The organism is Vibrio sp. ER1A, from assembly GCF_000733315.1.
GTDB lineage: Bacteria > Pseudomonadota > Gammaproteobacteria > Enterobacterales > Vibrionaceae > Vibrio > Vibrio mediterranei.
Map to the genome: position 1 here is coordinate 180,747 of NZ_JPJA01000092.1, position 19,346 is coordinate 200,092.

The 19,346-nt window shown below is 46.8% G+C and carries 21 protein-coding genes and 2 pseudogenes; 19 read left to right on the plus strand and 4 right to left on the minus strand.

Annotation, left to right across the window (positions count from 1 at the left end):
• From HW45_RS19385 to HW45_RS28445, 18 genes and pseudogenes are all read left to right on the plus strand, one after another.
• Window positions 1–289 (plus strand): annotated as a pseudogene (locus HW45_RS19385) (hypothetical protein); the annotation flags it as partial.
• Between the two features lie 27 nt (window positions 290–316).
• The gene (locus tag HW45_RS19390) at window positions 317–988 is read left to right on the plus strand and encodes a hypothetical protein (RefSeq protein WP_235225511.1); all 672 of its coding nucleotides are present in this window, start codon (window positions 317–319) and stop codon (window positions 986–988) included.
• A gap of 14 nt (window positions 989–1,002) precedes the next feature.
• Complete coding sequence (locus HW45_RS19395; RefSeq protein ID WP_038229048.1) at window positions 1,003–1,437, plus strand: gp436 family protein; 435 nt, start codon at window positions 1,003–1,005, stop codon at window positions 1,435–1,437.
• Window positions 1,434–1,979 carry a phage virion morphogenesis protein gene (locus tag HW45_RS19400; protein ID WP_038229050.1) on the plus strand — a complete coding sequence of 182 codons (546 nt, stop codon included), beginning with the start codon at window positions 1,434–1,436 and terminating at the stop codon, window positions 1,977–1,979. The genes HW45_RS19395 and HW45_RS19400 overlap by 4 nt, the downstream gene beginning before the upstream one ends.
• A 13-nt stretch (window positions 1,980–1,992) precedes the next feature.
• Window positions 1,993–2,586 carry a hypothetical protein gene (locus HW45_RS19405; RefSeq protein ID WP_038229640.1) on the plus strand — a complete coding sequence of 198 codons (594 nt, stop codon included), beginning with the start codon at window positions 1,993–1,995 and terminating at the stop codon, window positions 2,584–2,586.
• A gap of 40 nt (window positions 2,587–2,626) precedes the next feature.
• On the plus strand, window positions 2,627–2,896 hold the full coding sequence (locus tag HW45_RS19410; RefSeq protein ID WP_038229051.1) for a DUF2635 domain-containing protein: 270 nt from the start codon (window positions 2,627–2,629) through the stop codon (window positions 2,894–2,896).
• A 2-nt stretch (window positions 2,897–2,898) separates the two neighbouring features.
• Window positions 2,899–4,377: a phage tail sheath subtilisin-like domain-containing protein gene (locus HW45_RS19415; protein ID WP_038229052.1), complete on the plus strand. Its 1,479-nt coding sequence runs from the start codon at window positions 2,899–2,901 to the stop codon at window positions 4,375–4,377.
• Window positions 4,378–4,392: 15 nt separating this feature from the next.
• A complete protein-coding gene (locus HW45_RS19420; protein ID WP_038229053.1) occupies window positions 4,393–4,746 on the plus strand; it encodes a phage tail tube protein in 354 nt (117 codons plus the stop codon).
• Window positions 4,746–5,117 (plus strand): phage tail assembly protein, encoded by a 372-nt coding sequence (locus HW45_RS19425; protein ID WP_038229055.1) that lies wholly within the window; start codon window positions 4,746–4,748, stop codon window positions 5,115–5,117. The genes HW45_RS19420 and HW45_RS19425 overlap by 1 nt, the downstream gene beginning before the upstream one ends.
• A gap of 236 nt (window positions 5,118–5,353) precedes the next feature.
• Window positions 5,354–6,244: pseudogene (locus tag HW45_RS30030) on the plus strand (tape measure protein); the annotation flags it as partial.
• A 677-nt stretch (window positions 6,245–6,921) separates the two neighbouring features.
• Window positions 6,922–8,241: a DNA circularization protein gene (locus tag HW45_RS19435; protein WP_038229057.1), complete on the plus strand. Its 1,320-nt coding sequence runs from the start codon at window positions 6,922–6,924 to the stop codon at window positions 8,239–8,241.
• The gene (locus HW45_RS19440) at window positions 8,238–9,326 is read left to right on the plus strand and encodes a phage baseplate assembly protein (RefSeq protein ID WP_038229059.1); all 1,089 of its coding nucleotides are present in this window, start codon (window positions 8,238–8,240) and stop codon (window positions 9,324–9,326) included. The genes HW45_RS19435 and HW45_RS19440 overlap by 4 nt, the downstream gene beginning before the upstream one ends.
• Window positions 9,320–9,925 (plus strand): phage baseplate assembly protein V, encoded by a 606-nt coding sequence (locus tag HW45_RS19445; protein WP_038229061.1) that lies wholly within the window; start codon window positions 9,320–9,322, stop codon window positions 9,923–9,925. The genes HW45_RS19440 and HW45_RS19445 overlap by 7 nt, the downstream gene beginning before the upstream one ends.
• 2 nt (window positions 9,926–9,927) lie before the next feature.
• A complete protein-coding gene (locus HW45_RS19450) occupies window positions 9,928–10,383 on the plus strand; it encodes a phage GP46 family protein (RefSeq protein ID WP_038229063.1) in 456 nt (151 codons plus the stop codon).
• Window positions 10,373–11,440, plus strand: coding sequence for a baseplate J/gp47 family protein (locus HW45_RS19455; RefSeq protein ID WP_038229065.1), 1,068 nt, complete (start codon window positions 10,373–10,375; stop codon window positions 11,438–11,440). The genes HW45_RS19450 and HW45_RS19455 overlap by 11 nt, the downstream gene beginning before the upstream one ends.
• Window positions 11,425–12,012: a YmfQ family protein gene (locus HW45_RS19460; RefSeq protein WP_038229068.1), complete on the plus strand. Its 588-nt coding sequence runs from the start codon at window positions 11,425–11,427 to the stop codon at window positions 12,010–12,012. The genes HW45_RS19455 and HW45_RS19460 overlap by 16 nt, the downstream gene beginning before the upstream one ends.
• Window positions 12,012–13,235 carry a hypothetical protein gene (locus tag HW45_RS19465; protein ID WP_038229069.1) on the plus strand — a complete coding sequence of 408 codons (1,224 nt, stop codon included), beginning with the start codon at window positions 12,012–12,014 and terminating at the stop codon, window positions 13,233–13,235. Before HW45_RS19460 ends, HW45_RS19465 begins: the two co-directional genes overlap by 1 nt.
• Window positions 13,236–13,250: 15 nt before the next feature.
• The gene (locus HW45_RS28445; RefSeq protein ID WP_051868233.1) at window positions 13,251–13,679 is read left to right on the plus strand and encodes a hypothetical protein; all 429 of its coding nucleotides are present in this window, start codon (window positions 13,251–13,253) and stop codon (window positions 13,677–13,679) included.
• A 217-nt stretch (window positions 13,680–13,896) separates the two neighbouring features.
• On the opposite strand, the gene HW45_RS19475 is transcribed toward HW45_RS28445, so the two are convergent.
• Entirely contained in the window at window positions 13,897–14,265 is a 369-nt protein-coding gene (locus HW45_RS19475) for an AraC family transcriptional regulator ligand-binding domain-containing protein (RefSeq protein WP_038229071.1), read from the minus strand.
• A 112-nt stretch (window positions 14,266–14,377) separates the two neighbouring features.
• Here HW45_RS19475 and HW45_RS19480 point away from each other — a divergent pair, with 112 nt between their 5' ends.
• Window positions 14,378–15,517, plus strand: coding sequence for an arginase family protein (locus HW45_RS19480; RefSeq protein ID WP_006075617.1), 1,140 nt, complete (start codon window positions 14,378–14,380; stop codon window positions 15,515–15,517).
• 88 nt (window positions 15,518–15,605) lie between these two features.
• Here HW45_RS19480 and HW45_RS19485 read toward each other — a convergent pair whose 3' ends face one another.
• The 3 genes from HW45_RS19485 to HW45_RS19495 all read right to left on the minus strand — a co-directional run bounded on the left by HW45_RS19485 (window position 15,606) and on the right by HW45_RS19495 (window position 19,323).
• A complete protein-coding gene (locus HW45_RS19485) occupies window positions 15,606–16,745 on the minus strand; it encodes a glycerate kinase (protein WP_038229073.1) in 1,140 nt (379 codons plus the stop codon).
• 9 nt (window positions 16,746–16,754) lie between these two features.
• Entirely contained in the window at window positions 16,755–18,020 is a 1,266-nt protein-coding gene (locus tag HW45_RS19490; protein WP_031495021.1) for a GntP family permease, read from the minus strand.
• 160 nt (window positions 18,021–18,180) lie between these two features.
• Window positions 18,181–19,323: a sugar diacid recognition domain-containing protein gene (locus tag HW45_RS19495; RefSeq protein WP_038229075.1), complete on the minus strand. Its 1,143-nt coding sequence runs from the start codon at window positions 19,321–19,323 to the stop codon at window positions 18,181–18,183.
• Between the last annotated feature and the right edge of the window lie 23 nt (window positions 19,324–19,346).

The window sequence follows — 19,346 nt, forward strand, 5'->3', positions numbered from 1 at the left end:
CAAGTGTCGTCTACTCGACATGTTTATTGAAGTTTTTGATACGGGAAGCAGTCAATGGGTGCCTTATGAAGGCAGTTTGCGCCCTATTACGTTGGACAGTCAATCAACCAATGAGAAGCGTTCTGTTGATTATTCAGTCTCCGTATCGGTTCTTGCTGGTCAGAAATTCCGATGGCGTCACTCAACCAGTGATGCAAGCCGAACGGTCTCGATTGTTTCATTTGCTGCTGTTAATGGGTTGCCAGCATCAGCAGGTGTGATCATGAGTTTCTGGGGCATTAAGCCTTAATTAAATCGTGTTTAAAAGGAGTTCACAGTGAGTGGAACTAAAAACGCAACTACCCAAAAAAAACCTCGCGCCACAAAACCTGCCAATGGAGACGCTGCTGCATCAATGGATGCAGATAAAGCCAAGGCAGCAGAGGAAGCCAAACAGAAAGCGTTAGACGAAGCAGAAGCAAAGTCAGCGGCGGATGCTAAGGCTAAGCAAGATAAAGACAATGCTGATGCAGAAGCTTTATCAACCAAAGAGCCTGCGAATGAGCAGGATAGTCCACAGCCTGAATCTGACTCGTCGAAACCTGAAGAGGTGGAGAGTGACAAGCCGGAGCAACCTGCGTCGATGGCGGATTCAGACACAACTGAAGAAGGAGCATCGAAAGATGACGCATTGGATTCAGAGAAAGTTACTGATGGTGATATTGGGGAGCATGTTGATGTGCTCGGTATTCTTGGTGCCTTTAAAGTTCGTGCTAAATCAGATCAAGGTTTTTGGCGCAGTGGTGTTAAGTTCCGTCGCCTTCAAGAAACCGTGGTGCTCGTGGTTGATGAAGAACCGAAAGATCAACCTGAAATCTTGGCTACGGAAGATATCGACTCTGAGTTTGTGGTCTTTATGTCTGCGGAAAAAGCTCAGCGCGTGCACCGTGAACCCAACCTGGTTATTGAGGACGTCGAGTTAGAAGACGTCATCGACATCAAACAGTAAGTGAGTGAACCAAGATGGCAATCTACGCAACCAAGCAAGACCTGATTGACCGTGATGAGCAGATGCTGTGGAACTTCGCGGTAGACCGTGACACAGGCGAACTTAACGACACCTGGATTAATCAGGCGCTAGACCAGGCTGATGAAGAAATTGATTCGTTCCTTGGCCGTCGTTATGTGCTGCCTTTGCCAACAGTGCCAGGCATGTTGAACAAGATTGCCATCACTATTGCGTTCTACTGGCTCGCTGACCGTGATCCACAAGCCACTAACCTTCTGGAAGAGCGTTACAAAATGCAATTGACCACTTTACGTGAGATTGCAGATGGCAAACGTGAACTTGGCCTACCAACGATTGAAGCCCCAGCAGAAAGCAGCGTGGGCAAAGTTGAACTGATTCAAGAGAACGAACGCCAGTTTACCCGCAACAGCTTAAAAGGGGTGTTGTGACGAGTGCCAGTATCCAGGTGAGCGGAACACAGGAGCTTGAGCGTTACCAGCAACTCATTGACACGCTGGGTAACCCTATACACAAGGCAGAGCTACTTGATTCACTGGGTGCGGTAGTCGAGAGCCAAACACGGAGACGCATTGCAGATGAAAAAACATCACCGGATGGTCGTGCTTGGCCTGAGTGGTCTGATGGTTATGCCAAGACACGGCATGGGAATCAGTCATTACTCCAGGGTGAAGGTGACTTGCTTGACTCGATTCAGTTCATCGTGGAGCGAAATCAAGTTCGAATTGGATCGCCTTTACCTTACTCAGGTGTTCATCAAGATGGATTTTCAGGTGCGGTTCAAGTGGCTGCGCATACGCGCCTTATCACACAAGCGTTCGGCAAAGCATTGGCATTTCCAGTTTATCAATCGGTCAACGCATTCACTCGCATGATGAACATTCCACAGCGTGAGTACCTTGGTCTGAGTCGAGATAACCAGACCGAAATCTACGCCGTGATTGGGGATTTTTGGCGTGAGCTGATGCACTAAGAGGATGGCTGAAATGACAACAAGACCCGACTTTCACACCATTGGCTCCACTGTGTGGGCCTGCAATGAAATCGTGAATTACCTGAAACCTACTTTGGAAGGTGGACAAAGGGAAATAGATAAGGTTCAAACGGTAGAACGCCATATAGGCCGATTCGATACGCCCGCCGATGTTAAACGCTGGCTATCAAATCGAGATGGTGGTGTTCGTGTTGCTGCGCTCAGAGTGGCGGAATACGACACCGTAGGTAATCGCCTGATTGGCAATGTCAATTTCGTTGCTTACATCTTTACCGCAGACCAATACGGCTATGAGAAAGATACCCGTGCAGAAGTCATTACTGGAAGCTTAGTGCGAGCCCTGCTTGATAGAAGTGCGCTTCCGAGCGCTTATAGCAAAGCAATGAATGTTCGCAGTGACAACCTTTACAACGGGAAAATTGATGAGCTTGGTGTTGCTATATGGTCTGTCACTTGGTCACAGCAGTGGTACTTGGATGAAGAGATTGATCTAAGTGATTTGGATGACTTTTTAACCTTTGGTCTGAAAGGTGAAATTGCAGAGGGCGCTCCCACGATTGAGGGTGAAGTATCTCTGCCTCAATAGTCATTAAGTTTTTAACGTTAACAACCATAGGACGTAAACCATGTCGTTAGGAAAGAAACTGATTTTCTTGAAACCGAAAAAGACCCAAGTGCCAGTGCGCAAGCCAGAGGGTGGTTTCCTGGCAGAAGGTGGTGAAGATGTCGAACGCAGCGCTTATTGGCTGCGCCGCATTAAAGATGGCGATGTTCTTCAACCCTCTGATGAAGAGGTCGAAGCCATTAAAAAAGCCCGTGCTGACGAGAAAGCCAAGCAACTTGAACAGCAGAAAAAAGCGGCAAAAGCCAAACCACAAACAGATAAAGGAGAATAAGCATGTCATTAGGCTCAATTCCTAACGATATTCGAGTCCCCCTCGTTTATATCGAGATCGATAACAGCCAGGCTCTGACCGGAACACCTGCCCTTGCGCAGAAAGTGTTGGTGCTTGGTCAACAGCTTGCCAGTGGCAGCGCTACACCATTGACACTCAATCGCATCACAACCAGTGAAAGCCAAATGGACGACTTGTATGGCAAGGGTTCCATGATGGCATTAGAGCTGAAGAAGTTTCGCAAGAACAATCAGTTCACTGATGTGTACGCACTTGGTGTTGCAGACCTAGCCGCTACGGCAGCAAAAGGGGAAATTTCCGTTACCACCACAACGGTGAAAGCAGGTGTGATCTACTTGCTGATTGCAGGTGAAAGTGTGCAAGTGACGGTTAAAGATACCGATGATGCAGACTCAATTGCGACGGCCATTATTGCGAAAGTCACGGCAAACGAAAACTTACCTGTTACCGCTGCGCTGAAATCGGGCGAAACCTCAATCGTTGAGTTGACTTGTAAATGGACAGGTATTACGGGTAACGACATTGATATCCGTTACAACTATCACGATGGTGAAGTGCTTCCTGGTGGTGTCACGCTTGCGGTGACCGCCATGGCAACGGGCGCAGGAACGCCAGATATGAGTGCGGTTATCGCTGCCATTCCGAACGAATGGTACAACCATATGGTAATGCCGTTTAATGATACCCAGTCGATGAATGACTTGCGTGATGAGCTTGTCAGTCGTTGGGGGCCGCTCAAGATGATTGAAGGCATTGCCTATACTGCGTTCCGTGGCACGTTTGCCGAAACAGGCGCATTTGGTCAGGCTCGCAATGACTTTTTGTTTACCTGTATGGGCACCAACGATGCGCCTCAGTCACCGTGGGAATGGGCAGCGGCTTACGCTGGCCGAGCTTCCTACTCTTTGGGTATTGACCCAGCGCGCCCACTCCAGACGTTGGTATTAACGAGCTTGTTACCGCCAGCCAAGACCACACAGTGGGATATGACAGAGCGTAACCTGCTGCTTCACGATGGTATTGCGACTTACATGGTGACCGCTGGCAATGAAGTGGCTATTGAGCGTGAAGTTTCGATGTATCGAGAGAATAGCTTTGGCGACCCAGACCCAAGCTACCTTGATATTACAACGCCAGCAACCTTGGGGTACTTGCGTTATTCGCTGCGCACCTTAGTCACGAACCGTTTTCCTCGCCATAAACTGGCAAATGATGATGTACTTGATCGCCTTGACCCGGGACAACCTGTGGTGACGCCTAAAATCATGCGTAACACCATTTTGGAGTTGGCAAATGATGACTGGGTTCCAGCTGGTCTCATGGAAGATTTTGATGGTTTCAAAGAAACCCTTGAGGTGTACCGAGACACCAGTGACCAGAACCGCCTGAACTGTGTGTTCAAGCCTGACATTGTTAACCAGTTCCGAGTCTTCACGGCACTGATGCAGTTCAAACTTTAATAGGGAGTACGCACCATGGGACAAATCCTTGGTCAAGTTGTTATTCGAGCGAATAGCAAACAATTAAAAACAAAGAAGGGTTCGACTCTGAACCCTGGTGGCTTCAATCATGTTTCGCACCCTGGTCCAAATCGTATTTGGGGTAAATCAAAAGAGTTCGTGCCTTCTACGGTAGCGGTGGTCATTGCGGCAGATGAAGATGTCGATGTGGTGGAGATCAACAATATCACCGATGCCACGTTAACCTGGGAAGGTGATAACGGCGTGGACTATATGATCACAGGTGCGTCCCCTCAAGCACCGTTTCAGTTGAGTGACTCCGGTGAGATTACGGGCACCTTTGAAGGTAACCCTGCGGAGAAAATCTAATGGCAGTTCTTACTTTTGAACTTAAGGATGGCCTTAAATCGGGAGAAAACACTGGATATGAAGTTGGCCTTCGAGAGCTCACTCCTAGAGATGTTTTTGACGCTCAATTGGCTTCTGAAAAGTTAGGGTTGATTGAGGGCCGTCCATACGCTTACACCAGTAATGTTCAAATGGGGATGGAATTACTGTGTCGTCAAGTGGAATTTATCGGGAAGATCCAAGGCCCATTCTCTGCAAAAGAATTGCTGAAATTGTCACAAGAGGATTTTAACCTTATCCAGTCAAAAGCTTCTGAGCTAGATGATGCAATGGTTCCAGAAGAAGTAACGGAGGCTCTCGAATCGCGGGGGCGACCTGAAATCGCTGACTAAACCGCTTAGAACCTTGCTCCTTAATATGGGAGCAAGGTATCCAGTCAGCGATTTAAAAGTCCTTCCTATTCGTCATATTTTTGAAATGCTACCGCCGCTTATCGAAGGAGCAGAGCATGGCTAAAAAACTTGAAACCGATATTGTTCTGAATTTACAGGGCAATCTAGCCTCTAAAGCAAGTAAATACTCGCAATCAATATCCACTCTTGGGAAAAAAAGCCAAAGTGCATTCAATATGATGGAACAGTCAGCTAAATCAGCAAGTAAAGGTATCGATACTTTTGGTAACCGTACTGTTCTTGGTGCGGGAGCAGTGGCTTTTGCATTTGAAAGAACATTTATTAAAACGGCTGCTGAGTTTGAACGTTATCAAGTAATGCTCAATAAACTGCAAGGTTCAGAGGAAGGAGGAGCGAAAGCTTTAGAGTGGATTGAGGACTTTACTCAAAACACCCCCTACGCAGTAAACGAAGTCACTCAGTCATTCGTAAAGCTAAAAGCTTTTGGTCTCGATCCTATGGATGGCACGATGCAAGCTATTGCCGACCAAGCCGCAATGATGGGTGGGACAGCTGAATCAGTAGATGGTATAGCGACAGCTCTTGGTCAAGCATGGACGAAAGGAAAGCTACAGGGTGAAGAAGCTCTTCAGATGTTAGAGCGTGGCGTTCCGGTATGGGACTACCTTGTACAGGCTAGTAAAGACCTAGGTAAAAATAACGGGCTCGGGTATACGGCTGCGCAATTACAAGATATGGCAAGCAAGGGCCAGCTTACCCGAGACGCTATTAAAGATCTCATAGACCAAATGGGTAAAGCTTCACAAGGTGCGGCTAAGAAGCAGATGGAGACATGGAACGGTATGATTTCCAACATGGGCGATCACTGGTCTGTTTTCCAAAAAGACGTAATGGAAAGTGGTGCGTTCGATGTATTAAAAGATGAACTTGGTACTTTCCTTTCAATGCTTGATGAGATGAAAGAAACGGGTGAGTACGATGAACTTGTACAAACAGTAGGTAAAGATCTCGTTGAGGCTTTTAGAGCTGCTGCTGAGTTTGCAGGTGCCGTAAAGGAAGTTGGTCAAGAATTACTTCCAGTGCTGCGAGCTATTGGGAATGGTGCTTCAGCAATTAGCGATGCAGTTGGCGGATATGGAAACTTAGCTAAGATTTTAGCTTCAGTTTACGCCTTGAATAAAGCGATAAGAATTGGTGCTCCATTATTGAAAGGTGCAGCCGGACTTGTTGGCAAAGGCTCTGGTGGAAAAGCTGGAGAAATTGCAGAGAAGTTGGGGGCGATGCCTGTTTACGTCATTAATATGCCAAGTGGTGGCATGGGTGGTCTGTCTGGAGATGTTTCCGATACAACGGATTCGAAAAAAACAAAATCAAGTAAAACTGGTACTGCTTTAAAAGGAGCTGCTGCTGCGACAGTTATCTATCCGCTTGTAGATACTGTGCTTGATTCTTTAGTTGGAGATACTGATTTTGGTAAGTGGGCCAAAGCCACCAAACTTGCTGATGTTTTTCCTAGTGTATTTGACTCATCAGATGCCAAACCTGCAAAGCAAACCGCGGTTAACCTCGCGAATGAATATTTAAATAAACAAAATCAACAAGGCTTGCCTTCTTACTTAACAGGCAATTACAACCAGATTGGCGGTCAATCTAATTATCCTGTTGGTGGGCAAGTAAATGTAAAAGTTGATGTATCGGATGATAGAACTAAAACTTCCGTTATTTCATCATCTCCCACTATCCAAATCGACCCAGACACCGGCACAAATTAAAGGGGCTATAAATGGCATTTGAAGATCGTTTAATGGCCTCCGTTCGTGGGGTGGAATTCTTTCTCGATGAAGCAGACGGCGAATCTGGCCGTCGTGCTATTCCTCATGCTTACCCTAAAAAGGAAGTGGGTTATACCGAAGACAATGGCAAGGTATTAACACAAGAGCGCATCAGTGGCCGCTGTGTGGGTGATGACTACATGCAGCAGCTCAGTGATATTTTGGAAGCTCTTAATAAGCTAGGACCATGTGAGTTTATTCATCCTTGGTTTGGTGTTCGTAAGGTTCAGATTGGTAAAGTCAGCCATAAACTGGTGAACAAAACTGATGGACTTGCCACCTTTAGCTTTGAGGTGTTTGAGCAGGGTGAAAACCTGTTCCCTACCGCTAAGCGTGATACGGCCAATCAGGTGCAAACCGAATCAGCCAAAGCACAAGATGCTGCAAATGATGCTTTTGAAAAGGACTTCGATGAGAGTGCAACTGAAGGCGTTGGCGATATGGTTGATCAGTTTCTTGATGACTTGGATGAGTTTACCCGTGGCTTGCCCTCTCTTCCTAGTGAGCTGCGTGAGTGGACTGACCGCCTTATGCGCACCAAAGACTCGATTGGTAACTTGTTGGCTTACCCTGGTGAACTGGCAAGAGAAACCATGGGGTTATTGGAAGACGTCAAAGGCGTAGTGACTGACCCTATCCGTGCGCTCGATGTTTACCAGAACGTGCAAAACCGTTGGGAAGGTATGCGTGCCGAGCTGGCAGTCACAGGTGGTTTAAGTCGTAATATTGAAAGTGAAAACGGCTTTGCCAGCTCTGTTCCTGGTGTAGCGAACCCAACCAAGCAAGCCGCTGTGCTTTCCAATGCGGATGCCTATAAGCGCCTTATTTTGAACTCTGCGGTGGTATCTAAAGCTTCAGCCATGGGTGAGGCAGACCTCAGTGTTGATCTTATCGACCAGGAAGAAAACATTGAAAGCCTATCCGGTGCTGAACGCAAGGCGGTATTAACAGGTCAACAGCTAAAGCAAACAGGCTATGACATTGCCAATGAACTTGCCGAACGTTCTGCTGACGCCGTAGAGCTGGGTGACTCTGCTGTTTGGCGTCAGTTTCGATTGCTTCGCCAAGCGGTACTTGCGGATACTCGCTCTCGTGCCGAGCTGCTTCCTCAACTTAGCGTCTACACGCCAGTAAGTACCGTTCCTGTTTCTTTGGTGGCATGGCAAGAGAACGCCGATACCGAAACGCGCCAAAGTATTGTGCGTCGTAATGGTTTGGCTAATCCTTCATTTATCCTGCCTTCTGATTCCGTGGAGGTTATTCGCTCATGACAACTCAATTGGATGAAATCCTTCTGAAGGCAGGCGGCAATGTTTATGGCGGCTGGACAAAAATCAATGTCACCCGCTCATTAGAAGCAATGTCTGGCTCGTTTGATTTAGAGCTGACGTGGAAGTGGCAGGATTCAGACGCTAAGTACCAGGCGTTCATGGAGCCGATTAAACAGGGCGAACCTTGCGTTGTTGAGATTGGTGGTGAGCGCGTGATTACGGGATATGTTGATGACTGGGTGCCAAGTTATGATGCTAACCAGGTGATCATTTCTGTCAGTGGCCGAGATAAAACCGCTGACCTTGTGGATTGCTCTATCGATTACCCATCAGGTCAATTCAACAATCAGACGTTAACCCAGATTGCTCAAACCGTGTGTAAGCCTTTTGGTATTAAAGTGATCGTGAATACGGATGTAGGCGAAGCCTTCCCTCGCATCCAGATTGAACAAGGGGAAACTCCTCATGAGCTGCTGGCTCGTTTAGCCCGTCAGCGTGGCGTTCTGCTCACCAGTGATACCTATGGCAATTTGGTCATTACGCGAAGAAGCACACAGCGAGCTGGCGTATCACTGATATTGGGTGAGAACGTGAAAGCCGCACGTGGTCGCTTTAGTTGGCGTCAGCGTTTTAGCAGCTTCACTATCAAAGCTGTAGGCGCAGCATTTGGTTCATGGGATGACTCGCCATTGTCCACGGTTGGTGGCATCAAAGCCGAAGTGAAAGATGCAGAGATTAGCCGCTATCGCCCCATGATTATTGTCAACGAGGAAATCACTACCGCAGAGGGCGCAGCCAAGCGCGGTCAGTGGGAGCGCCAGCGCAGCATTGCTAAATCCAATGGTGCTGAGTATACGGTGACAGGGTGGCGCATTCCTCAAACGGGTAAGCTCTGGAACTTCAATACACTTGTTCCTGTTCAGGATGACATTATCGGTCTGGATGAAGAGCTGCTGATTGCCTCTGTCATGTTCAGTGAAGACGATGGTGGTCGTTTGGCTGTGATTAGTGTTGTGAACCCTGAAGCGTTCGATATTCCTGCTGAAGCCGAGAAGCAAACAAAAGTGGGAGGTGGTCAATGGTAACCATGAGACATATCGAGAAGTTACTTGCGCCTATCAAGCGCCGTATCACTGGCATGGTCACCCGTGCTTTAGTCTCTGGTATTGTGGAAGACTTGCAGCGTCAGAACGTCCAGGTGCAGATCCATTCCGATGAATCTGCGGATAACATCGAGCGCTTTCAGAACTACGGAATGAGCTCTGTCCCCCCAACGGGAAGTGAAGCCATTCTAGCCGCTCTTGGTGGCAACCTTGGTAATCTGGTTGCGTTGGCCGTTGAAGACAAAAAAGTGCGCCCAAAAGGTGAAATCGGTGATGTTTTTCTCTACCATTTGGAAGGTCACCAAATCAGGCTCACCAAGGATGGCAAGATAGTTGTTAGAGCAACTGATGTTATTTTTGAAGCCGCTAACTCCCTCACTATTATTTCCCCTGAAACATTAATTCAAGGCCCTTTGCATGTCACAGGTGGTATTTCAACGGACTTAGGTATTTTCGCCACTGGGGGCATTACGTCTGCCAGTGTTGTTGGCGGCTCAGACTTGACCGCTGGCAATATCAGCTACCTTGGTCACTTCCACAGAGATGCAGAGAACAGGAATACATCAGCACCAGTGGGTTAGTTATGAGCGTAAGCATTGTGTTCGACATGATGAAGAACACAGGAGTCATTATCGAGGGCGGAAGTGTCGCAGATGACACAGTTTCTGCCCTCGTTTTGATCTCACTGTTTACTGATGCTCGCGCTGAAGACTCTGATACCTTGCCTGACGATTCAGGCGACCTTCGCGGTTGGCCTGGTGACACTTTCTATGACGCGCCATGGGGTTCAAAGCTTTGGCTCTTGTATCGAGAAAAGCTGACTACCGATGTACGCAATCGCGCCGTGAAATACGCACAAGATGCGCTTGCCTGGATGCTTGTTGATAGCGGTGATGGTCAGATGGCAAAAAGTGTTACTGTCGTTGGCTCTATTCCCCGTTTTCAAACCTTGGCCTTGAATATCGATATTACCAAACCAGACGGTGAAGTGATTTCACTGACGGTTTCTAAACGATGGGAGGCGCAACGTGCCGTTTAACGTTCCGACGCTACGACAACTGATTGAAAGCGGTTTAATCGATATTGAAGCCTCGTTAGATGAGGTGCTTCCTAAGTTTGGTATCGAGCAAGCGTTAAATTCTGCCGTAAGTGGCAGCGTTCGTGACCTATACGATTACCAGACTTGGATCGTGCGTCAAATCATCCCGTCTACCGAATCTGAAGACCAAACCATTATTGATGCTGCGCGTTATGAAGGCGTGATTCAAAAGCTTGCGACTAATGCCGCTGGCCCTGTGACGTTTGTCGGTGATGTACCCATTCCAGTTGATACGGTAATGACGCATTCTGACGGGCGCTTGTATCGAGTCACGCTATCCAATGCGCCATCAGGTGGTAACGTAGTCGTCGAGGTGGAAGCTGAAGAAGCAGGAGCCGCTGGCAACCTAGCCGCAGGTGAGACGCTTACTTTGGTTTCAACCGTTCCAGGTATTCAACCTAACGGCATCACTGGCGATATTTCAGGTGGTGCGGATATTGAGCCAGTCTCTCAGGTGTTAGAGCGCTTGCTGTTTCGCAAACGAAATCCACCTATGGGCGGTGCAGTGCATGACTATGTGGCCTGGTGCCGTGAAGTTGCAGGTGTGACTCGTGCGTGGGCTATTGATGCCTATCAAGGCGGTTCAACGGTGGGTTATGCGTTCGTCTTCGATGGACGTCAAGACATTCTACCCACGGTGACAGATAAGCAAGTGATGAGTGCTTATATTTACCGCCATCAAGACCCAGCGATAGGGACAGATGTTGGTCGTCCTGCTGGCATCGAAGCCATTGATATTCCGCTATCACTGAAGACTACCGATTTAGATATTAATCTGACCCCAGACACCACGGAGCTTCGCACCAGTGTCCAAACCAGTATTGATGGTTACTTTAAAACGCTTAGTCCTGGAAGCACGCTACTGGTAAGCGCAGTACGTACCGCGATTGGTTCAGTGACTGGCGTCGAAGACTACACGCTAGACTTAGCCGCAGACGTTCCTGCGGCATCGAATGAGTTACATGACCTCGGAGTGATCACATGGGCCACACCGTAGAGCAATGGACGAATTCGATAATGGCGCAAATGCCACGGGGTATCCTGTGGCAACGTTCTACGTCGTTAGATCTCTATAAGTACGCCGCAGGTTACGCACCACGACTGGAAGCAGCAGAAGTCAGTGCTGATAGTCTACTGCTTGAAATGCGCCCTGAAACCACTCAGAAACTGATTGATGAATGGGAAGTGTATTTAGGACTTCCTGAATGTCAGATTCAAAATCAGACCTTTGAATCACGCCGCGCCGCTGTGGTTGAAAAGTATCACCGCAAAGGTGGTTTGCAAGCGTGGAATATCGAGAAGTTAGGCTCAGATTTAGGCTTTGATATCGAGGTAGAGGAAATCTTCCCTCACCACTGTTTGCGTGGTTGTACCTATCCACTTTATGAAGAGAAGTACCGCCATCTATTACGTATTCACGTCAAAGGCATCACCCAAGCTTACGCCACCTGCCTTGACGATTGTTTAACCCCGTTAGTATCTCAAACCGCCGTCATACTTGAATGCACCTTAAACAAGTTCAAGTTAGGCGGTAAATACTATGAATTTATCTATGAGGAGAGCGTGTAATGCATCCACTCAATAATGGCTCTCAGGTTGAAAACGTACCCGCACTCAAGCCAAGAGTCGGTACACCTGGTTACTTCAGTGAGAGCAATGACAATGGCGCACCAAGTTATCCAGGGCAGGATTGGTTTAATGCGGTGATTCGGGAGTTTCAGAATGCACTAACTGCTTCTGGTGTAGCCTTCGACCCCGATAAGTTTGATCATTTAGCAAAAATAGCCACTTCCTATTCGCAATATGGACTCGGTCTAGTCTCACCTCCATTGTTAGATTCATTCAATTCAACTGATGTACTCAACAATGCAATTTATCGTACAGATGCAACAACAGCAGGAGATAGTCCTACTCCAGGCCTAAATGGCGTTGTTCGTTACGAACGTTGGGGAGAGAATGATTTCATCATGTATTATTGGGTTGCTACCCAACCTTCATCTAATACTTGGGTTCGTCGTTGGAAAGTCGGTATTGGTTTTACAGCATGGGAGAAAAACTTCAGCAGTGAGAATCTTAAGTTTGCGAGCCAAAGTGAGGCAGAAACGGGAGAGGATAATGAAAAAGTTGTCACTTCTCTTAATATTCATCAAGCGTTCAATCAATATGGGTTAGGTGTTGATTCTCCAGCTTTGTTGAACGATTTTAATGCACTTGATAAGCCTAATGGTTCTATATTCAAAACGGATAATAGCACAGCAGGAGATAGTCCTACTCCAGGTCTAAATGGCGTTGTTCGTTACGAACGTTGGGGAGAGAATGATTTCATCATGTATTATTGGGTTGCTACCCAACCTTCATCTAATACTTGGGTTCGTCGTTGGAAAGTCGGTATTGGTTTTACTTCTTGGGAACAAGTGTTCTCAACAGGAAACCTCACTCCTTATGAATCAACGACACTGTTTTATAATTTGAGTGGTGTCGGAGATGGAACCATCATTGATTGGTCATCCAGTGGTAAAGTTTTAGATGATTTTAGGGCTTTACGTGTTAGTGGTTTTTTTGACACGGGAAGCTACAAACATCACATGTCCGTGACTATTCCAATTGATATAGCGAAAAGTATCTCAGGAGCGAATGATTGCTTGTTTGTTGGTGGTTTTACGGCCAAGGGGTCATCAAACAATGATGTCCGAGTAACACTAACCAATATCACTCAAAGTCAAGCTAATGTAGATATTTTAAACCAGGGGTACTCAGGAGCTATTACACGTGTTGATGGTATCTCTTATTAATTTGGAAGTTAATGTATGAAAAACGTAGATGTAGAAACTCCGGAAGCACAGATAATTCATGAGCAGGTTTATTTTGGCCACGGAGAAAAGCAAATCACCTTAATTTGGAATGGTATTAGTGATAAACCCGACCCAGAAGGAGATTGGATTGAGATGCATGGTCCCAAGCCTATAATGGGTCGTTATTATGCTGATCAAGATGGAACTTGGAAGCCGCTTTCCCAAGAGAATTATGAGTTGGAGATACTTCAAGTTGATGAAGTTAGACGCAATGCTTATTTTCAATTCGTAAGTCCTCTAATTGAAGAGGCCAAAATCAAACGGGATCTTATCAAGACACCTGAAGCTATAGCCGAAGCCGAAGAGTTGGACCGCCAAACCTTAGCAGCTCGATTGAAAATCCAACAAGAACATCCTTGGCCCAAATTACCAGACTCTGCCTAATCAATGGGTCGCTCTTTCTGTTCTTCTCAGCGTCTCTATTATCATACTAATAATACTGGCTTCGTGGGGGAATGGTCATTAACGCCAATCCTAATTGGTGTTTACGTTAACGATATTGCATCGCTTATCACAATCAGTGCTGGCGCATAATAGTTTCATTGGTATCCCTAGCAAAATGAGCACACTTTATAGTGTTCATTTTGCTAGGTCGCAATGCTCATTTGCCAAGCCGCGCTACAACGTAGTCACTGGTCATCCAGGGTATATGAATGATCGTTTCTAATAGCTGCTTAAGTGTCTTACAGCCTAGCATGGCAAAGCCCAAAGCTCCGGTGTCTTCAATGGTAAGCCTACTTGCGATGCGTAATCCGATACCATCGATGTTCAACTGTTCCATGGACAATTTCATTAACGTCAGCACTTGTTGAGTCGTCATCAATTCATAATGACCATAGCTAATACGTCTGATTTTAGCGCGGCGAAGAAACGGATCGATAGCCAGTGGCTGTTTCGCCAAATCTCTGAGTAATGATTCCCAGTGGCCAACAATGGCTTGCAAAAACTGCTGCTGATGTAGTGAACTCATGTTGTTGTCCTGAAATGTAATCTCATTGGCCGGAAATGTAATTATAGTAAGCGAGGTGAGTGGATACAATATAGACATCGCTGAAAAGCAGAAAAACAATGAGGGCAACAATATGTTCAAGCCAAAACGTGTAGAAATTTCAAAAGAGAAACTCGAACTTTACCAAGATATCTATTGGAATAAGTCGGATGCAGACTTTTATATCAATGAAGACATCGCTCCAATGCAGCAGCGTATGGCGGAACAAGGTGTAGAAGCATTCAGTTTACTGGGTAAAGAGCATGTTGGTGCATTTGGCGCACCTTATGTGAACAGCTTTGAAAACGCGGACATTGTTATGTATGGCTTGACCATGGATAAGTGTTCACCAAATGCTGGTGGTCATAAATTTGGTCCTGGTGCGATTCGTGATGCCTCTAAAACTGGTATGGGCCTTATTCACCAAGATGGCACGATGCCATTTGAACTATGTAACATCATCGATTACGGAAACTGGGATGGCCTTGGTCAGTTCAACTTAGATGAAGAAATGCGCAATGCGCAGAAAGTGGTTGATGACATGGTGATCAACCACGGCTGTACTCCATTCTTCTTTGGTGGCGACCATACCGTTGCTTACCCAGGGCCTGCGGCACTTGCGAAAGTGCACGGTCCGGTTTCACTTATTCATATTGATGGTCACTTTGACCTACTCACACGTGCTGACTTTGATTACGAGTCATATTCAGGTAACTGGTATTGCCGCCTAGCATCAGAAGGTGCTATCGACCCAACGACCAGTGTCAGCATGGGTATGCGCGGTCGCTGGTGTGCATCTCAACAAGGCAAAGCGAAGGCGATTGGCGGTAACTTCTACTTGGCTGATGAAATTTACGATTTAGGCGTGGATTACATCGTAGAACAGATCCTTGAGAAACAAGGTGATGGTCGTCCGGTGTACCTAACCTTTGACTTAGATGGTCTAGATCTTCTTGATCACAGTGCAAACTCAAGCCCAGATCCATTTGGTGTTTCTGCTCGCATGTATTACGACATCTTCCGTAAACTTCGCGCGACTAAGCGCATTAACTTAGTGGGTGCTGATATTGCCGAGTTTGCGCCTCAGAAAAACTCTGACGAGAAAGATGCGCTGCTTACTGCTGCATTCGGTTGGGAGCTTCTAGTATGGCTAGCTGAATGTCGCCACATCCGCGAAGGTAAGAAAAACCCAACAGAATGGCCAATGAGCTTCGGTCGTAACATCGAGTTCTAACAGCATTTTTTACGCTTAACGTGACGGTAAGTATGATAATAAAAAATGCCCACTCAATTGAGTGGGCATTTTGTATTTCTAAAGCGGATTATTTGCTGAAGTTCATCGCCATTGCCGCTGCAATATTACGAGAGGTCATTTCAACGTTGAACGCTGCTTCTTTTAAGGCGGTTGGTAGGTCAGTAGCACCTAGTACTACGCTGTACGCTGCATCAATACCGTGTTCGTGAACCACTGCGCAGTCTTTTGCTGTGCTACCTGCAATGGCTATCACAGGAATGTCGTATTGCTTCGCAGTACGTGCCACACCGATAGGCGTCTTACCATGAATGGTTTGGCTGTCAATTCGGCCTTCACCTGTAATCACAAGGTCTGCATCTTTTACCACTTCGCTTAGGTTCACCGCATCCATCACAATTTGGATACCAGGACGTAGTGATGCATCAAACAAACCAAGTAGTGCTGCACCGAGGCCACCAGCAGCACCGGCGCCTGCGGTATCAATGACATCACGACCGTTAGTAGCTTTGATGACACTGGCATAATGCGCAAGGTTGCTATCGAGGGTTGCCACGATCTCTGGTGTTGCGCCTTTTTGTGGACCAAACACGTGCGAGGCGCCTTTAGGGCCACACAGAGGATTATCAACATCGCACGCGACTTCCAAACGGATGTCTTTCAAGCGAGCATCAAGGCCTGATAGGTCAATGCTGGCTAGCTTATCGAGTTCTCCACCGCCAAAGCCAAGCTCATTGCCTTGTTGGTCCAGCAATTTAGCACCAAGAGCCTGCGCCATACCTATGCCGCCGTCATTGGTAGCGCTGCCGCCAATACCAACAATAATGTGCTTCACACCGCGCTCTAGCGCCGCTTTGATTAATTCGCCAGTTCCATAAGTTGTGGTAACAAGCGGGTTGCGTAGCTCAGGTTCAACCAGATGTAGGCCTGACGCCGCAGCCATTTCAATAATGGCTGTTGAACCATCCCCCATAAGGCCGTAGAAGCCTTCAACTTGCTGACCTAAGGGCCTAGTAACTTGGCAAGTAACAATAGAGCCTTCAGTAGCATCAACCAATGATTGAACCGTACCTTCACCACCGTCCGCCATTGGAAGTTTGACATATTCAGCATCGGCAAAGATTTTCTTAAAACCGGTTTCGATCGCTTCGGCAACTTCCATGGCCGTTAAGCTTTCTTTGTATGAATCTGGAGCAATAATAATTTTCATAATAGGACCTTATACAAATAGACCGAACACACCAAAGATCATTACAGAGACAAAGGCGATCACTAGACCAACCGCTGACTCGTAAGGAATGAGTTTGAGACGCTCGCGAATATCCATATGCACAGCGCCACCAGTGGCGTGGAAGAAACTACCGTGTGGCATGTGATCCAATACGGTAGCACCTGAGTGAATCATGGCTGCACCGGCTAATGCAGGAACGCCAAGCTCAAGAATTGTGGAACTAAACACACTAGACGCAACCGCCGTACCGGCTGTAGTAGAAGCGGTAGCAAGCGCCATCATTGCACCGGAAATTGGTGCTAATAGATAAGAAGGAAGGCCCGATGCTGTTAAGGAATCGATAAGCACATCTTTCAGACCAGAGTTAGCAATAATGCCAGCTAAGGTACCGGTACCTAATAACATAACTGCGACAGGTGCCATGCGTGATAGACCGGAAACGGCAAAGTGGTTAGTGTCAGCAAAACGACCCATGACGACGGCACCAAGTAAACCACCTAATGGAAGCGCGATAAGCGGGTCTACGTTAATACCAGCAATAGGGCGAAGAGAAAGTAGAGCGATCGCCACAAGTGGAGCAACAATCGATGCGCCAAATGACGGTAGTCTAGAGTGATCAACAGCAACCACTTCGCTTTCTGCTACTTTAGAGCCTTTGTTGACGAGCTTTTTCGCGAGGAAGTAAGCGAAGATCATGCCGCAAAGTCCTGGAATCACACCTGCAGCCATCACCGAAGTTAGTGGAACGTTGAATGCGTCAGCTGCTGCAATTGAGTTTGGGTTAGGTGACATGACGTTACCGGCTTTACCGCCGCCAACCATCGCAAGCAAAATTGCTGTTTTAGAGATGTCTGCGCGGCGAGCAATGGCAAGAGCAATTGGAGAAACGGTAATAACTGCAACATCGACGAATACACCAACGGCAGTCAGAATCATGGTGGCGATAGCCAGAGCAAGAAGAGCGCGAGTCTCACCGACTTTCTTAACGATGGTCTCTGCGATAGAGGTTGCCGCCCCTGATTCAATTAGAACGCCAGCAAGAACACCAGCAGCAAGAATACGCAATACCGCAGTAACAATGCCTTGCGCACCGCCAATCATGAGAGCAACCGTATCGGTTAATGACACGCCACCTACAACACCGCCGATCAGGGCACCGATGATCATGCCATAAGCTGGTGGAACTTTTTTAAGAATAAGGGCAATGGCAACAACAAGAGCTGCGAGTGCGCCTAAGGTAGAGACTTCAATCATGGTTTAGTTTTCCGCTAATTTAATAATTTTTTATTGGGTGTTTGCACCCTTTATGAGCGGAAGATTAGCTATTCAGGAGAAGATTTTCTTTATGCGAACTGACGAATTTATCATTGTGGTTAATAGGTAATTTGTGCAAATGCACAAATTAACGTAATATTTACAAACATTTTAACGCAAGATAGAGCTGGATTTTGTCATCTAACTTATTGATATCTAAATTTGTTTCTTGTTGTATTTTGTCTAGGCGGTATCGTAAAGTGTTACGATGAATATGGAGGGATTCACAAGTTTGAGCCAGATCGCAATTTTGAGCAAAAAAGGTGCTCAGGGTTTTCAATAGGACCTGTTTGCTGTCGGCTGCCATTAATTTCTCGATGGGCGCTTTAAGCTGAGTCGCTCGCCATGGGTCTTGTTTGATACTGCTGATCAGTACCGAAAGTTTTCGATCTTGATAGAACATAACAGCATCATCATTACTGGTACTACTTTCTATCGTTGCTTTGGCGGTTTCATATGAGCGAGCAAGGCCGATTAGCCCCGGAAAGTAATCGCCAATCGCCATTTGAATCGAAAAATCACACTCATTGTCGATGCGTTTTACCAGTTTGGCGACTCGCTTCTGCTCTTCTTTACGATTCCAAGTGTAATTAACAATAGTCACGGGCTTAAGAACCACAATCTCATTCATAGACACTGAAGCAATACCGACTATATTGTCGCGCTCCGGGTGTTCCAATAGATGAACCAGTTTTTGTAAGTGTTCTAGTGTGACTGGTTCGCCCGCGCGTGGAATTACTTTAATAACAGTGGCGACTCTTGGCTGGGAAAGATCGAGGTCCAGCCTTTGGGCAATGGAGAGCAACTGACCATCATTCAAGCTCGAACCTTCGATAAGTTGCAGCAGCAGCTCTTCCCTATGACGTTTATTCCATTGGACCTGAGACATTAATGCCGCTTGTTCGACGATCAGCTCAGCCGTCATTTTAACCAGTTCACCGTAGCTTCTAACCTCTTCCGGAGTACCAGAAATACCCACTACGCCAATAACATGTTCGCTGTAAATAATAGGGAGGTTAATGCCAGTTTTTACACCGGAGAGGGTGGAGGCAACAGAGTCATTGATCTCAATCGTGCGGTTATCACGAATGGCCAACAGTGCACCTTCGTGTGTTTGATGCAGTCGACTAGGATCGCTTGAGCCAATGATCACGCCATTTTCATCCATAACGTTAATGGAGTAGGCAATGATCTTTTTTGCACGATCAACAATTTGCTTAGCAATGAGAGAGTTAAGTTGCATGGTATTGGCTCTTCTAAGGAATT